General features: G+C 73.8%; 10 protein-coding genes and 1 pseudogene. 6 read left to right on the forward strand and 5 right to left on the reverse strand.

Going from position 1 to position 12798, the window contains the following annotated elements; all coding sequences use genetic code 11:
- Positions 1 to 85 precede the first annotated feature (85 nt).
- Positions 86 to 1378, forward strand: a pseudogene (locus tag AB0N17_RS30995) (DUF6350 family protein); the annotation flags it as partial.
- A gap of 960 nt (positions 1379 to 2338) precedes the next feature.
- Here AB0N17_RS30995 and AB0N17_RS31000 read toward each other — a convergent pair.
- On the reverse strand, positions 2339 to 3262 hold the full coding sequence (locus tag AB0N17_RS31000) for a hypothetical protein (protein ID WP_366014876.1): 924 nt from the start codon (positions 3260 to 3262) through the stop codon (positions 2339 to 2341).
- 267 nt (positions 3263 to 3529) lie between these two features.
- Here AB0N17_RS31000 and purN point away from each other — a divergent pair, with 267 nt between their 5' ends.
- Together purN and purH are read left to right on the forward strand one after the other, a co-directional pair.
- Positions 3530 to 4159 (forward strand): phosphoribosylglycinamide formyltransferase, encoded by a 630-nt coding sequence (gene purN, locus AB0N17_RS31005; protein WP_366014877.1) that lies wholly within the window; start codon positions 3530 to 3532, stop codon positions 4157 to 4159.
- On the forward strand, positions 4156 to 5724 hold the full coding sequence (purH, locus tag AB0N17_RS31010) for a bifunctional phosphoribosylaminoimidazolecarboxamide formyltransferase/IMP cyclohydrolase (RefSeq protein WP_366014878.1): 1569 nt from the start codon (positions 4156 to 4158) through the stop codon (positions 5722 to 5724). The genes purN and purH overlap by 4 nt, the downstream gene beginning before the upstream one ends.
- Positions 5725 to 5805: 81 nt before the next feature.
- On the opposite strand, the gene AB0N17_RS31015 is transcribed toward purH, so the two are convergent.
- The 4 genes from AB0N17_RS31015 to AB0N17_RS31030 all read right to left on the reverse strand — a co-directional run bounded on the left by AB0N17_RS31015 (position 5806) and on the right by AB0N17_RS31030 (position 9384).
- Positions 5806 to 6288, reverse strand: a complete 483-nt coding sequence (locus tag AB0N17_RS31015; protein ID WP_366014879.1) for a hypothetical protein — start codon at positions 6286 to 6288, stop codon at positions 5806 to 5808.
- 97 nt (positions 6289 to 6385) lie between these two features.
- Positions 6386 to 7921, reverse strand: coding sequence for a protein kinase (locus AB0N17_RS31020; protein ID WP_366014880.1), 1536 nt, complete (start codon positions 7919 to 7921; stop codon positions 6386 to 6388).
- Entirely contained in the window at positions 7918 to 8667 is a 750-nt protein-coding gene (locus AB0N17_RS31025) for an FHA domain-containing protein (RefSeq protein WP_366014882.1), read from the reverse strand. Before AB0N17_RS31025 ends, AB0N17_RS31020 begins: the two co-directional genes overlap by 4 nt.
- A gap of 177 nt (positions 8668 to 8844) precedes the next feature.
- The gene (locus AB0N17_RS31030; RefSeq protein WP_366014883.1) at positions 8845 to 9384 is read right to left on the reverse strand and encodes a hypothetical protein; all 540 of its coding nucleotides are present in this window, start codon (positions 9382 to 9384) and stop codon (positions 8845 to 8847) included.
- Positions 9385 to 9647: 263 nt separating this feature from the next.
- Here AB0N17_RS31030 and AB0N17_RS31035 point away from each other — a divergent pair, with 263 nt between their 5' ends.
- The 3 genes from AB0N17_RS31035 (at position 9648) to AB0N17_RS31045 (ending at position 12783) form a co-directional block, all read left to right on the forward strand.
- Positions 9648 to 10502 (forward strand): bifunctional methylenetetrahydrofolate dehydrogenase/methenyltetrahydrofolate cyclohydrolase, encoded by an 855-nt coding sequence (locus AB0N17_RS31035; protein ID WP_366014884.1) that lies wholly within the window; start codon positions 9648 to 9650, stop codon positions 10500 to 10502.
- A complete protein-coding gene (locus AB0N17_RS31040; RefSeq protein WP_366014885.1) occupies positions 10492 to 10965 on the forward strand; it encodes a DUF3017 domain-containing protein in 474 nt (157 codons plus the stop codon). Before AB0N17_RS31035 ends, AB0N17_RS31040 begins: the two co-directional genes overlap by 11 nt.
- Before the next feature lie 435 nt (positions 10966 to 11400).
- Positions 11401 to 12783 (forward strand): DUF2690 domain-containing protein, encoded by a 1383-nt coding sequence (locus AB0N17_RS31045; RefSeq protein ID WP_366014886.1) that lies wholly within the window; start codon positions 11401 to 11403, stop codon positions 12781 to 12783.
- Positions 12784 to 12798 lie beyond the last annotated feature (15 nt).

A 12798-nucleotide genomic window follows, 5' to 3' on the forward strand; every position in this document is an offset into this window, starting at 1 on the left:
TATTCATATTTTTAGCGACACTTCGGTGGTTCGCCTGTTACGACGGGAAAGCGCGTGTCGTTGGGAGCATGGCGTCGTGACCCAGATGACCGCCCGCCGCTCGTCGTTGACGCCCCTGCTCACCCGGATGCGTGACCGTTCGCCCGGCCTGGCCGCGAGCCTCCTGGGCGGCGCCGTCGCGGCCGGACTCGGGCTCGGCTCGCTCGCCGTGCTCGTCCTGGCGATGTGGATCAGCTCGCCGTACCCGGACAGCGGACCGGGCGGGGCGCTGCATGTCGCCGCCGCCCTGTGGCTGTTGGGGCACGGGGTCGAGCTGGTGCGCACCGAGACGCTCACCGGCACGCCCCTGCCGGTCGGCGTGACCCCGCTGCTGCTGCTCGCACTGCCGGTGTGGCTGCTGTACCGGGCGGCCAGGGACGCGGTGGACGCGCCCGCCGACGCCGACGGCCCGCCCCCCGTACCGGCGCGCACGGCCTGGACCGGGGTCGTCCTCGGCTACCTCGGCGTCGGCTGCGCGGCCGGCCTGTACTGCGGTGGAGGGGAACTGCGTCCCGAGTGGAGCGGCGTGACGGTGTGTCTGCCGCTGGTCGCGGCGGGCGCGGCGGGGGCCGGGGTGTGGGCGGCGTACGGCCGTCCGCGTGAGCCCCTGCTGAAGGTGCTGGCGGTGCTGCGCGGGCCGGTCTCCGGCGCCGACGCACCGGCCCGGCTGGGTACGGCCGTACGGGCGGCCGGTGCGGCTGCCGCGGTGCTTTTCGGGGGCGGGGCGCTGCTGGTCGGGGTGTCGCTGGTGTGGCACGGCGAGCCGGCGCGGGCGTCCTTCCTGCAGCTGACGGAGGGCTGGACGGGGCGGTTCGCGGTACTGCTGCTCGGCGTCGCGCTGGTCCCCAACGCGGCGGTGTGGGCCGCCTCCTACGCCCTCGGGCCCGGGTTCGTCCTCGGAGCCGGGCATCCGGTGGACCCGTTCGCCTCCGATCCGGCGCCGCTGCTGCCGCCGTTCCCGCTGCTGGCGGCGGTGCCGGACGCCGGGGCGGGGGTGTGGCTGAACTGGGCGACGGCTCTGGTGCCGGTGGCGGCCGGGGTGACGGCCGGGTGGTTCGTGGGGCGGGGGGCCGTGGTCCGGGCCGCCGCCGGGCGGGCGGAGTCCGGGGAACCGCTGCCGGCCCCCTGGTCGGCCGGCCGGACCGCCGGGGTGGTCCTGCTGACGGCGTCGGCCTGCGCGGTGGCCTTCGCCCTGCTCGCAGAGCTGGCGGGCGGCCCGCTGGGCGTGGCCGCACTGGCCCGCTTCGGCCCGGTGTGGTGGCAGACCGGGGGTGCGGCGGGGGTCTGGACGGCAGTGCCGGCGATGCCGGTGGCGCTGGCCGTGCGGGCCTGGCGACTGTGGGGCCGGCGGACCCGCGAGGCGGGCATTCCGGCCCAGGGCACGGGGGCGGGCCGCAAGGGGGTGACGGGCGCCGCGGCGACCCCGGGGAAGGCCGCGACGACGTCGGGCAAGGCCGCGACGGCCTCTGGCAGGACCGCGGCGGCCTCAAGCAAGGCCGCGACGAACGGGCAGCCGATGACCTCCGGGCAGCCGATGAACTCCGGGAAGGCGACGGAACCGGAGAAGGGGACGGAACCGGAGAAGGCCGAGGACGCGGGGGCGGCGAAGGGTCGGGACCCGGGGGCGCCGAACGGCAAGGAGTCAGGTGCAGCGAGGACGAAAACCCCTCAGGCGGCGGAGGACCCGGCAGACGGCGGGGAACCGGAACACCTCACGGACTTTGTGAGCACCGGAGACCCGGCGAACGCCGGCGACCCCGCCAAGGAGAAGTCCGGGAACAGGACGCCGGGCAAGGGCATGGCACCCGTCGGGGCCGGGTCCCGGTCCGACTTCGCGCCCGCCCCCCTCGACGAGGACGAGCGCTACGAGATCCTTCCGGCCGCCGACCCGTTCACCCCGGAGTGGCACGACGACCTCGCCCGCGCATCCCGCTGGGCCGCCCTGCGCGAGGCCGCCACGGCAGAGGAAGCCCCCGCTGCCGCCGCACCCACCGAGCCGACGGACCCCATGCCCACCGCGCCCTCCATGCCCCCCGTGCCCGCCACGCCCCTTCCGGCGGCCCCCACCGACCCGGGCGCCACCTCTCCGCACACCACCGATCCGGGCGCTACCGATCCGCACACCACCGATCCGGGCGCCACCGATCCGCACACCACCGACCCGGTCACCAACGACCCGGGCGCCACCGACGACGACGGACCCCGGGCCGCTCGATGACCCGGTGCCCCTCACCGACCGGTGCCCCTCACCGACCCCTGCCCCCTGCCCCTCACAGGCCCCGTGCCGCCGCGCCGGCCCTCAGTCGTTGCCGGACCCCAGGACCCCCCGCAGCTGCTGCGGCAGCAGCTGCTGGCAGGACTGCTTGGCCTCATGGGTGAGGGCGTCGCTCACGCACGTGTAGTAGTCGCGGTAGACCAGCTGGACCGTGAACGTCGAGGCCACCAGGACCAACGCCAGGGACGCCGTCACCAGCCCGCCGACGGCCGCTGTCGTCTGGGGCCGGCCGGGCGGGGGAGCCGGGGTGTCCGGGGAGGGCGTACGCGGCTTGGCGCGCAGGGCGCTGATACCCCAGTACAGGGCCAGTGCGCCCAGCAGCAGGGACACGTACGGCCAGCTGAACAGGGCGAAGAAGACGGCCCACATGCCGGACAGGAGGGCGTAGCGCGCACGGCGCTGGGCGGGGTCGGTCGGGTCCCAGCGCATCCCGGAGCCGCTGGGGCCGCCCGGACCCTGGGGGCCGCCGCCGGGCCGCTCGCCGAAGTTGCCGGGGGAGCGGCCCGGCTGGCGGTCGCTCCACTGACCCCAGGGCGAGTCGCCCCGGGAACCGGGCCCCGAGCCGGATCCGGCGGAACCCTCGGGGTGCCGGGGCTGCCACGGCCGGTCAGGGCTGCCCTCGGGCGGCGGGGCGAAGGGATTGTCGTCCTGCCCCTCACCACCCCGGCCCCCACCGGGCTGCCCGCCTCCGCGGGACCATCCGTCTCCGCCGGGCTGTCCGCCCCCACCGGGCTGGCCACTGCCTCCGGGCCGTCCGCCGCCGTGCCCGCCGGCGCCCGGACCGCCCTGCCCACCGGCGCCCGGACCGCCCTGCCCACCGGCGCCCTGACCCCCCTGGTGCGCCTCGGGCGGCGAGGCCGGGCGCTCTCGCAGCAGGACGACGCCACGCTCGCCTCCCTGGGCCTGGCGCTGGGGGAACGTGAGGAGTCGCAGACTGCGATCGGGCATCAAAAGAGCGTCTTCCCTTAGGCGAACAAGGCTGTCCGACGTGAGCTTCCACCCGGGAAACGCACCGCGCTGCGCGCGCGTTCCCGGAGCCGCTCGTTCTCGATTCCTCCCGAACGCTACCTTCCGGCCACGCCCCCGTCCCGAGGGGGCCGCCCGGAGTGCCGGTATCGTTGCTGACGGTCGACCGCTTCGTAGACTTCCCCGTATACCGGGGCGCGAAGCATTCGTACGACCGCACAAACCGCTTCCCCGAGAAAGGGCCCCACCGTGGCCGCCAAGCCCGTGGCCAAGCGCCTCGTCGTGCTGGTCTCCGGATCCGGCACCAATCTGCAGGCGCTGCTGGACGAGATCGAGGGCATCGGAGCCGAGGCGTACGGCGCGCGGATCGTCGCCGTAGGGGCCGACCGCGAGGGCATCGAGGGTCTCGCGCGGGCCGAGCGTGCCGGGCTGCCCACCTTCGTGTGCAAGGTCAAGGACCATGCCTCCCGGGAGGAGTGGGACGCCGCCCTCGCCGAGGCCGTGGCCGCGTACGAGCCCGACCTGGTGGTCTCCGCCGGGTTCATGAAGATCGTGGGCAAGGAGTTCCTCGCGCGGTACGGCGGGCGGTTCGTGAACACCCACCCGGCCCTGCTGCCCAGTTTTCCCGGGGCCCACGGCGTCCGCGACGCGCTCGCGTACGGCGCCAGGGTCACCGGCTGCACCGTCCACTTCGTCGACGACGGCGTCGACACCGGCCCGATCATCGCCCAGGGCGTGGTCGAGGTCCGGGACGAGGACGACGAGAGCGCGCTGCACGAGCGCATCAAGGAAGTCGAGCGAAGGCTGCTCGTCGAGGTCGTGGGGCGGCTCGCCCGCAACGGCTATCGCATTGAGGGACGAAAGGTAGTTATCCAGTGACCGCCACCGCCGAGAGCAACAAGCGGCCCATTCGCCGGGCGCTCGTCAGCGTCTACGACAAGACCGGCCTGGAAGACCTCGCGCGCGGGCTGCACGAGGCCGGTGTCGAGCTGGTCTCCACCGGCTCCACGGCAGGCCGCATCGCCGCCGCCGGCGTCCCCGTCACCAAGGTCGAGGAGCTGACCGGCTTCCCCGAGTGCCTGGACGGCCGGGTCAAGACCCTGCACCCCCGGGTGCACGCGGGCATCCTCGCCGACCTGCGCCTGGACAGCCACCGCGAGCAGCTCGCCGAGCTGGGCGTCGAGCCGTTCGACCTCGTCGTGGTCAACCTCTATCCCTTCCGCGAGACCGTCGCCTCGGGCGCGAGCGACGACGAGTGCGTGGAGCAGATCGACATCGGCGGCCCGTCCATGGTCCGTGCCGCCGCCAAGAACCACCCCTCCGTCGCCGTGGTCACCAGCCCGGAGCGGTACGGCGACGTGCTCGCGGCCGTCAAGGACGGCGGTTTCGACCTCGGAGCCCGCAAGCGGCTCGCCGCCGAGGCGTTCCGGCACACCGCTGCCTACGACGTGGCCGTCGCCTCCTGGTTCGCCTCGTCGTACGCCGCCGTCGACGAGTCGGGCTTCCCGGACTTCCTCGGCGCCACCTACGAGCGCAAGAACACCCTCCGCTACGGCGAGAACCCGCACCAGGGCGCCGCGCTGTACGTCGACGGCACGGGCGGCCTCGCCGAGGCCGAGCAGCTGCACGGCAAGGAGATGTCGTACAACAACTACACGGACACGGACGCCGCGCGCCGTGCCGCGTACGACCACGACGAGCCCTGTGTCGCGATCATCAAGCACGCGAACCCGTGCGGCATCGCGGTCGGCGCGGACGTCGCCGAGGCGCACCGCAAGGCCCACGCCTGCGACCCGGTGTCCGCGTACGGCGGTGTCATCGCCGTCAACCGTCCCGTCAGCAAGGCGATGGCCGAGCAGGTCGCGGACATCTTCACCGAGGTCATCGTCGCCCCGGACTACGAGGAGGGGGCTCTGGAGGCCCTCACCAAGAAGAAGAACATCCGTGTGCTGAAGGCCCCGGGCGCGCCCTGCAACCGGGTCGAGGCCAAGCAGATCGACGGCGGCGCGCTGCTCCAGGTCACCGACCGCCTCCAGGCCGACGGCGACGACCCGGCGAACTGGACGCTGGCCAGCGGTGAGGCCCTGAGCGAGGACGAGCTGAAGGAGCTGGCCTTCGCCTGGAAGGCCTGCCGCGCCGTCAAGTCCAACGCGATCCTGCTCGCCAAGGACGGCGCCTCGGTCGGCGTCGGCATGGGCCAGGTCAACCGCGTCGACTCCTGCAAGCTCGCCGTCGAGCGGGCCGGTGAGGAGCGGGCGCGTGGCTCCTTCGCCGCCTCCGACGCCTTCTTCCCCTTCCCCGACGGCCCCGGGATCCTCATCGCGGCCGGGGTCCGGGCGATCGTCCAGCCGGGCGGCTCGATCCGTGACGAGCAGGTCGTCGAGGCCGCCAAGGAGGCGGGCGTGACCATGTACTTCACGGGCACGCGCCACTTCTTCCACTGAGCACCGCCGCGGCACCGCCGCAGGCGAATGACGGCCTCCGGCCCTCCCCCGAGGGGGCCGGAGGCCGTCCGTCTCACCGGCTCAGCAGGGGCGCAGCGACCAGATCGGGTCCCAGGTCGCGGTGCCGGACTCGTAGGCCGTCGAGGTCCAGCGGACGCTGCCGTCCTGGTTGAAGAACCTGGCGACGGTGCCCGGCGTCTGGTTGTTGGTGAACGGGCCGTCGCCGGTCCAGTTGTGCACGTTCCACGTCTGGCACTTGTAGAAGTCGAACTTGGTGCCGTTGACGATCATGCAGAGGTGGCCGTAGGCGCAGTCCAGGGCCTTCGCGGCGGCCTTGCCCCGCGGGGCGCGGGTGAGGGTCAGGCCGTCGTACCGGACCTGGCCGGCGGACACCTGGAGCGGCTTCGGGTGGCCCGCGAGGACCTGGTCGGCGGTCCGCTGGATGCCGGTGACCCGGGTTCCGTCGGGTGCGGCGGCGGTGGCCCAGGCCGTGGAGCCGGCGAGCAGGGCGGTGGCCGCGGCGAGCAGTGCGGCGGGCTTGGCGATGTTCACGTGTTCCCCCATGTGAACGAAGGTGTCGGTCGCTCCGCCGTGACGCTGTGGCGGAGTGGTCCCACCGTCGCAGCCGTCCCCCCGGGCCGGTACCTCGGAAGTCTCAGGGTCACTTCTTCCCCGGGGGCGTGTACTCCTTGAGGTAGTGGGCGACACGGGCGCAGTAGTCGCGGTACTTCGGGGGAATTCCGCCCGTGTCGTTCACCTTCGAGTACGACGTCCGGTAGGCGGCGGCGAGCAGCACCCGCTTGTCGCCGGGCAGGCCGGCCTTCAGATGGGGCGCCATGAAGCAGAGGTAGCGGCCCACGGCCGGGACGGAGACGGAGGGCGTGAGGGGCGGGGTGGGCGTGGCCGACGCGGGGACGCCGTCGTCGCGCATGTACCAGCGCAGGACGGCGGGGGTCCAGCGGGCGATGCCGAACTCGTGCTTGGCCGGGTCGGAGAGGTCCGGGTCGAAATTGCTCTCGGCCTTCAGCATCGCCGCGATGAGCGCGGGGGTGACGTCGGACTCGGGGCAGGCGTGGGCCGAGTCGACGATGAGCTTGCGGTACCGCACCGGCACCCCCTGGTCCGTGCGGAGTTCGGAGGCGCCGTAGCCGGCCGCGCCCTTGTCGTCCGTGCCGCCGGCCGGGGCCCAGGCGCTGATGCCGTAGCCGAGGGCCACGACCGCGACGGTGCCGGCCACCGCGCCGGCGATCACGGCCGGACGGCGCCCGCGGTGCGGGAGGAGACGGGGCAGGCGGGGCGAGCGGCCGGTGCCGGCGGCGGACTCGACGCGGCGCAGCAGCGCCTGCGTGGTGATGCGGGCGGCGTGCGTACGGGCCAGGCAGTCGCGGACGATGCCCCGCCAGGCGTCCGGGAGCCGGGCCGACAGGCGCAGTTCGTCGGTACCGCGCGCGTAGGCCGCCGCCGCGTCGCGGCGGGCCGTGGGGGTGCCGCCGGAGAGCGGGAAGGAGCCGGTGAGGACGAGGTGGGCGAGGACGCCGAAGGCCCATACGTCGGCGGACGGGCGGATCCGCCGGCCGCGTTCGCCGATCTCCGCCCACAGCAGCTCGGGCGGGGTGTAGTCGGGGGTGGAGAAGGCCGGGGTGTAGGCGTGGGTGCCCTCCAGTTCGGCGGCCATGTTGAAGTCGGCGAGCCGTGCCGAACCGTCCGCCATCAGCAGCACGTTGGCCGGTTTCAGGTCCCCGTGCACCCAGCCCGCCCGGTGCAGCTGGGCCAGCCCCTCGCAGATCTGGGCGAGCAGGGCCGGTCCGGCGGCCGGGCGGGGCGAGGCGTCGAGCAGGGCGGACAGGGAGCGCTCGGCCCGCTCCAGGACGAGGACGGTGGCGCCGTCGAGGGCCGGCCGGGTCGGGTCGTCGACGACGAGGCTCTCGTACATCCGGATCAGCCGTGGCCGCCGGAGCCGGCGGTGCAGGTCGACCTCGCGCTCGATGAGCTCGCGCAGGTGCGTCAGTTGACGCGGGGTGCCGGTACCGGTGGGCAGGAACTTCAGGGCGGCCGTGCGCGGCAGGCCGGCGTCGCCCTCGCCGGTGCGGCGGGCCGCGTAGACGCTGCCGAAGGCGCCCGTGGCGATCGGCTCGCGCACCTCCCAGACGCCGACCCGGTAGCCCTTCGGCACGGGTACGGCGTACGGCTCGGTCACCGGGCCGCCCGGCTCGCCGACCCGGACCCGGCCAGGACGACCAGGTCGTCCTCCCGCACGAGGTCGAAGCGGAGCGCGAGGGAGACCAGGGACTCCTTCTTGCCGTTGAGGCGGGGACCGGTGTCCGCGGTCTCCGGACCGGGCTTGAGCCGCAGCTTCACGGCCAGGTAGTCGATGTTCCACTGCACCGAGGTGCGCGAGGCGGCCGGCCAGGCGGGGCGCAGCCGGTCGACGACCTGCTCGACGGTGGGCAGCGGGGCGTGCGGGTCACCGCGCAGGCGTGGCTCGCACAGGGCGGCGAGGACCGCGAAGTAGCGTTTGGTGCGGTCGACGGAGAAGGCCGGTGCGGTGGTGTCGCCGTCCGGCCCGCTGCCGTCGCGCAGGTAGTCGTGGCGCGGTGCCCACACCTGAAGCGTCAGCAGGTCCCCGCCGGCGGGCAGCACGATCCGCGAGAACTCGAACGGGATCGGCGCGTCGAGCCGGCCGGGGCCGACCTTGATGTGCTCGCCCGCGCCCTCGGGGTTCTCCACGACGTACGTGTGCCGCGCGGACAGGTTGGTCAGTATCCAGAACGCGCCCTGGGCGGTCAGCTCGCCGGCCCGGCGCGAGACCCCGGCGTGCGGGATCGGCAGGTCGTTGCCGGGCGCCCGCCCGAAGGTGAGGCGCTCACCCGGGGCGAGCCGGATCCGGGCGCGCGGGTCCGGATCCTCCGGGGTCGGCGGAGGTACGACGATGATGCTGTACAAGGTGCGTCTCCCCGTGCCTGCAGGCGGCCGCGGTCGAAACGGCTGCCCCGGCCAGAGTAGGGGGACACACCAGGGCCGTGTCTCCCCCCGGACGGGTGAGACACGGCCCTCGGTGTTGAAATGGCGCGAACTGTTCCGTCACACGGGCGAGTTCGCGCGGTCGGTTCGCGCGGGGGTTCAGTACCGGGCGCGGTTGAACCAGGCCTTGCCGTTGGCGCCGCCGACGAAGCAGGCGATCAGGATGGCCAGTACCAGGTGGACGAGGCCCACGACGACGAACGGGTACAGACCGAGCACCGCGGTGATGATGCCGAACACCAGGATGGTGACGCGCACGCCGTTGCCGCCGGTGTTGAACTTCGTCGCGAGCACGGCCGCGAAAACGCCCCAGGCGAGGGCGAACACGATCATGGCCACCAGGATGCCGGTCGAGTAGTCGGCGAGCCGCTGGAAGGAGGAGTCGTTCTGCACGGTGCTGTCGTTCTTGGCGTGGTTCACGACCGCCGCGTAGAACGCGAAGAGGCCCACGCCGATGACCTGCAGGCCGACGATCACCCAGAGCATCACGCGGGCCGCGCTGACGTTGCCCGGCATGGCGGTCATCGGGGCGGCGCCGCCGCCGTACGGCTGCTGGACGGGCGGTGCCTGCGGGTAGCCGTAACCGGGCTGCTGGCCCTGCGGGGCGCCGTAGGGGTTGTTCGGGTCGCCGTAGCTCATGGCTGGTGTTTCCTCCGGGTATCACGTGCGGGGACGGCGCGTGGCACCGCACGGAGGAAGGTTTCTACAGATGCGGTCCGTCCCCCCGATGAGCTGCCCGCTGCACTGTGCTGTTCATCGTTCTTGACCGGATAGTGGCTTGTCCAGCCGGTGAGCCGCGGTGTTGTGCAAGTGCAACATCGTTGATCGGCTCGTGACGGGCGAGGCGGGCGGACGGCCCCCCGGATTGGAACCGGGAGGCGGTCATCCGCGAGGATGGGGGTATGACCGCCCAGATTCTCGATGGCAAGGCCACCGCAGCCGCGATCAAGTCCGATCTGACCGCCCGCGTGGCGGCGCTGAAGGAGAAGGGCGTCACGCCCGGCCTCGGCACGATCCTGGTCGGGGACGACCCCGGCAGTCACAAGTACGTCGCCGGCAAGCACCGCGACTGCGCGCAGGTCGGCATCGCCTCCATCCAGCGCGAGCTGCCGGCCACGGCGACGCAGGAGGAGATCGAGGCGGTCGTCCGGGAGCTGAACGAGGACCCGGAGTGCACCGGCTACATCGTCCAGCTGCCGCTGCCCAAGGGCATCGACGAGAACCGCATCCTGGAGCTGATGGACCCGGCCAAGGACGCCGACGGCCTGCACCCGATGAACCTCGGCCGGCTGGTGCTCAACGAGCCCGCGCCGCTGCCCTGCACCCCCAACGGCATCCTCTCCCTGCTGCGGGCGCACGGCGTGGAGATCAAGGGCGCCGAGGTCGTGGTCGTCGGCCGCGGTGTCACCATCGGCCGCCCGATGCCGCTGCTGCTCACCCGGCGCAGCGAGAACGCCACCGTGACCCAGTGCCACACCGGCACCCGTGACCTGTCCGCCCACCTGAAGCGGGCCGACATCATCGTCGCGGCGGCCGGCTCCCCGCACCTGATCCGCGCCGAGGACGTCAAGCCCGGCGTCGCCGTCCTGGACGTCGGTGTCTCCCGCAACGCCGAGGGCAAGATCGTCGGCGATGTGCACCCGGACGTCGCCGGGGTGGCCGGCTGGATCTCCCCGAACCCCGGCGGTGTCGGCCCGATGACCCGGGCGCAGCTGCTGGTCAACGTGGTCGAGGCGGCGGAGCGCAGTGCCGGCTGAGGACGCCCGCGGACACGCGGAACCGACCGTGCGGGACGCGGTCAGCGCCCCCGACGCCGAGGGGCGCCCGCGCCGCGTCACCCGCCGCTTCCCGCTGTTCACGAAGGACACCGCGCGGCCCGAGGGCGGCGGCCGGGCCGCCGCCGGCGACGCCCCGGCGCCCGCCCGGCAGTGGCCCATGCTCGTCGTGCTGGGCGGCGTCGCGCTCGGTCTGCTGCTGACCGCGCTCGACGTGTTCCGCGTCGGCACCCTGCTGATCGGTGCCGCGCTGCTGGCCGGCGCGGTCATGCGGTGGATATTGCCGAGCGTCGGCATGCTCGCCGTACGCTCCCGCTTCACGGACATCGTCACCTACGGGATCCTCGGCCTCGTGATCGTCCTGCTGGGCTTGATGGCCCAGCCGAATCCGCTGCTGCAGATCCCGTTCCTGAAGGGCATCCTGCACTTCACACTCGCCAAGTAGCGCTCCTGGCACCGCCGACGGTGGTGGCGGCAGCTGGGTCTGCAACTCCCGTATCACCGCGCACGACGGCGGCCCGTCCCCTCCCCCGAGGAGGGACGGGCCGCCGTCGCACTTCAGCCTTCCGTCCGTGAACTGCCTGTTCAATGGCTGTTCTTGCGCTGTGGCACGGAAGTGACGGTTCCGCTACGGTGTCCGCGCGCCCCCTCATGTGTCCGTCCGGTGTCGATGTCGGACAGTTCGGGATACGTTACGAAGGCCCGGTGGCGCCGGGTGCACGGCCACCGCGCCGCAATGCTCCCGTGCGCCCCCGCTCGGGGAACTGGGACCCTTAGGCAGCGCATCCCTGTGGGTAGCCAGGACGGGTACCGGACCGTGGGGCCGGGCCGGGGGCCGCGCGAGACCAGGAGCACGACCGGGGGAAATAGGGGGACGGCGATGCCTCGTTGGAAAGCCTTGCCGGAGGATCTGGATCCGCAGATCAGCGAGTTCACCGGCCAGTTGCGGCGGCTGGTGGACCGCAGCGGTCTGAGCGTGGCGGCCCTGGCCGACCGCACGGGCTACAGCAAGACGTCCTGGGAGCGCTACCTGGGCGGGCGGCTCCTCGCGCCCAAGGGGGCGATCGTCGCGCTCGCCGAGGTCACCGGGACCAGCCCCATCCATCTGACGACCATGTGGGAGCTGGCCGAACGCGCCTGGAGCCGCGCGGAGTCGCGGCACGACCGCACCATGGAGGCGATCCGGATCTCCCAGGCGCGCGCCGCGCTGGGCGACTTCGGGGCGGCCGACGCGGCCGGCGGCACGAACGCCCGCCAGGGGGCAGGCGCCACCTCGGTCCCCGGCGTCGCCGGCCCCGCGGGCGTCTCCCCGACGATCCCCGCCCAGCCGACGGGGCAGGACGCGGAGGCGCGGGACGGGGCGGGTCGGGGGCCTGCCGCAGGTGGCGGTGCGCGCTCCGGCGCGGAGCGGGACTCCGGCGCGGAGCGGGACTCCGGCGCGGCCGAGGCCGGTGAGGGGGACGGGCGAGGTGCGTCCTTGGGGGGTAACTCCTGGGGGCTCGCCGGGTATCAGGGGCCGTCGCCGTCGCCGTCGCCGTCGCCGTCGCCGTCGCGGGCCGGCGCCTGGCCCGGCGCGGGGAGCAGTGCCCATGCCAGTGCGGGGGCGGGGGCGGGGGCGGGTGCGGGCGCCGGTGTCGGCGCGGGGCCGTGGGCCATGGGTGGCCCCGGTGACGGGTCCGGGAGCGGGTCCGGCGGGAGTCCGGCCGCCCCGGATCCGTACGGCGGACAGCCACCGGCTCCCCGGCCGGCGCCCCCGGCCGGGGGGAGCGCCAACCGGCAGCGGCTGACGATGTTCCTCGCGGGGCTCGTCGGCGTGCTCGTCGTGATCGCCGCCGTCTTCTTCTTCACCGACCGTGGCGGCGGCAAGCACCCGGCCGCCGCCACGAAGGCCTCCCCGACCGCCAGCACCGCCCCGAGGCCGCCCGCCGGGGTCAAGTGCGCCGGCTCCGCCTGCACCGGCAAGGACGCCGAGGCCATGGGGTGCAGCGGTGACCTGGTGACCACCGCCAGGACCGCCACCGTCGGCACCACCACCCTCGAGGTCCGCTACAGCAAGGCCTGCGGCGCCGCCTGGGGCCGGATCACCGGGGCCGCGCAGGGCGACAAGGTGGAGGTCGAGGCGGGGAAGGTCCGGCAGACCGGTGACATCACCAGCCCCGGGGACACCATCGCCTACACCCCGATGGTGGCCGTGAAGGACGCGGCCGGGGCCAGGGCCTGCGCCACGCTCGCCTCGGGGCGGACCGGCTGCACGAAGCGGTGAAGGAGTGGGGACCAG

Source organism: Streptomyces sp. NPDC051133, assembly GCF_040682635.1.
Taxonomy (GTDB): domain Bacteria; phylum Actinomycetota; class Actinomycetes; order Streptomycetales; family Streptomycetaceae; genus Streptomyces.

Bases quoted from the DNA above. Each gene is read 5' to 3' on its own strand.
- AB0N17_RS31000 (WP_366014876.1), bottom strand. From the start codon at position 3,262: ATGCCCGATCGCAGTCTGCGACTCCTCACGTTCCCCCAGCGCCAGGCC.
- AB0N17_RS31015 (WP_366014879.1), bottom strand. From the start codon at position 6,288: ATGGGGGAACACGTGAACATCGCCAAGCCCGCCGCACTGCTCGCCGCG.
- AB0N17_RS31030 (WP_366014883.1), bottom strand. From the start codon at position 9,384: ATGAGCTACGGCGACCCGAACAACCCCTACGGCGCCCCGCAGGGCCAG.
- AB0N17_RS31035 (WP_366014884.1), top strand. From the start codon at position 9,648: ATGACCGCCCAGATTCTCGATGGCAAGGCCACCGCAGCCGCGATCAAG.
- AB0N17_RS31045 (WP_366014886.1), top strand. From the start codon at position 11,401: ATGCCTCGTTGGAAAGCCTTGCCGGAGGATCTGGATCCGCAGATCAGC.